Raw genomic sequence first — 1,480 nt, forward strand, 5'->3', positions numbered from 1 at the left:
TTTTTCCAAAGTCGCCGACAATTCTCTAACCAACTAAAGGAGCGTTCGACTACCCAACGTTGGGGTATGACTTCGAATCGATGCAACTCATTACGCTTCGCAACCTGCACGGTTGCGTTTAAATTACTTGCCACATCGAGCTGAAAATTAACGCCTGAATAACCACCATCAACTAAGACATTTTGAACCTGGCGTAAATGCATGGCATGTAAAGCGATCATTGCACTGGCCCCGTCTCGATCAGAGACGTTCGCTCGCGTCATGTGAATGGCCTGCGGAAAGCCATTGATATTAACTGCCAGATGGCGCTTAATTCCCGAGATTTTCTTACCGGCATCGTAACCTTTGTTTTCAGCAGTGGCAGTGTTTTTGACGCTCTGAGCGTCCACGATAATAAACGAAGTTAAAGCTGAACGTCCTTGGTAAGTTCGCCGATCAATGACAATTTTTTTAAAACTTGTTCCAATAAAGAATCAGCGGTTGGTTCAACTTTAGTTGACCAAATTTTGTAATAGTTGTAAACTGACCGCCATTCTGGGAAATCACCGGGAACTTGACGCCATTGGCAACCGGTTTTCAAGACATACAGAACCGCGCAGAAGACCTCGTAGAGGTCATATTTTCGAGGCTTGGTTCGCTTACGAAAATTTTCTAAAACTGGTCGAATTAATTCAAATTGTTGCCGGGTAATATTGCTGGGATAATTTTTCATAGCTTAAACTCGCTTTTTACATAGAAGTATATCAAAAATCATAGATCTTGGACAGCTTCTGAAGCTTTAGCTTTAGGTGAATTGATAGTTGGGACAACATAATCAGTTCCTACTTTAAAACCATATTTAACTAATTGAATGTTACGTGGGTCATAGGATACTTGGAATAACGGCTTAGTTCCCGCTGCCAAGTCAGCTAAATAAGTGTCGGGCTTAGTTTGAGTCAAGTCAACATCTGTTCCGGCAACGTGGCAAGTAACTAATCGTTTCTGAATAATGGCTACCATGCCGCCTGGATTGAAGTCAATATTTGAGACAGATTTTAAGAGACATTCAGAACCGCGTTTACCTTCCACAGCTCAAATAAATCATTAATCGTGATTAATAACTTATTTGAACCATGGAAAGCATTAAATCAGGCGGCCATTTGGCTCGTAAGTGTTGCGATTTCAACTTGTAAGGGGGTCTGGTAGCCCAGTGAACTATGAATTCTCTTCCTATTGTAGAAAGCATGCACATATTCAAAAAGGACAGCAGCGGCAGTTTCATAATTCTCAAAGACCGGCACTGGATAAACACATTCCTTTTTGAGGGAAGCATGAAAAGATTCCATTGGTGCATTATCGTATGGACACCCCTTACGGCTGTAAGAGTGGCGGATATGTAGTTCTGTTAACCGTTGGTTGTAATCATCGCTGGTGTACTGTGATCCTAAGTCTGTGTGGATAATCAGGTCCCCAGTAATGGTTCGATTTTTAACCGCGCTTT

Annotated in this window: 3 protein-coding genes; all 3 read right to left on the bottom strand. The window is 42.0% G+C overall.

The window, feature by feature from the left end; translation table 11 throughout:
- A protein-coding gene (locus tag LPKJCM_RS00955; protein ID WP_094193566.1) for an IS5 family transposase occupies nt 1-712 on the bottom strand; the annotation gives its coding sequence in 2 pieces (ribosomal slippage) (nt 1-454 and nt 454-712; 713 coding nt annotated over the 2 pieces). This gene is flagged as partial in the annotation.
- 38 nt (nt 713-750) lie between these two features.
- Nucleotides 751-999 carry a hypothetical protein gene (locus tag LPKJCM_RS00960; protein WP_225364071.1) on the bottom strand — a complete coding sequence of 83 codons (249 nt, stop codon included), beginning with the start codon at nt 997-999 and terminating at the stop codon, nt 751-753.
- 128 nt (nt 1,000-1,127) lie between these two features.
- Nucleotides 1,128-1,480 (bottom strand): integrase core domain-containing protein (locus LPKJCM_RS00965; RefSeq protein ID WP_165758552.1); only part of this gene is annotated, 353 nt, incomplete at its 5' end.

Source organism: Lentilactobacillus parakefiri, assembly GCF_002157585.1.
GTDB lineage: Bacteria > Bacillota > Bacilli > Lactobacillales > Lactobacillaceae > Lentilactobacillus > Lentilactobacillus parakefiri.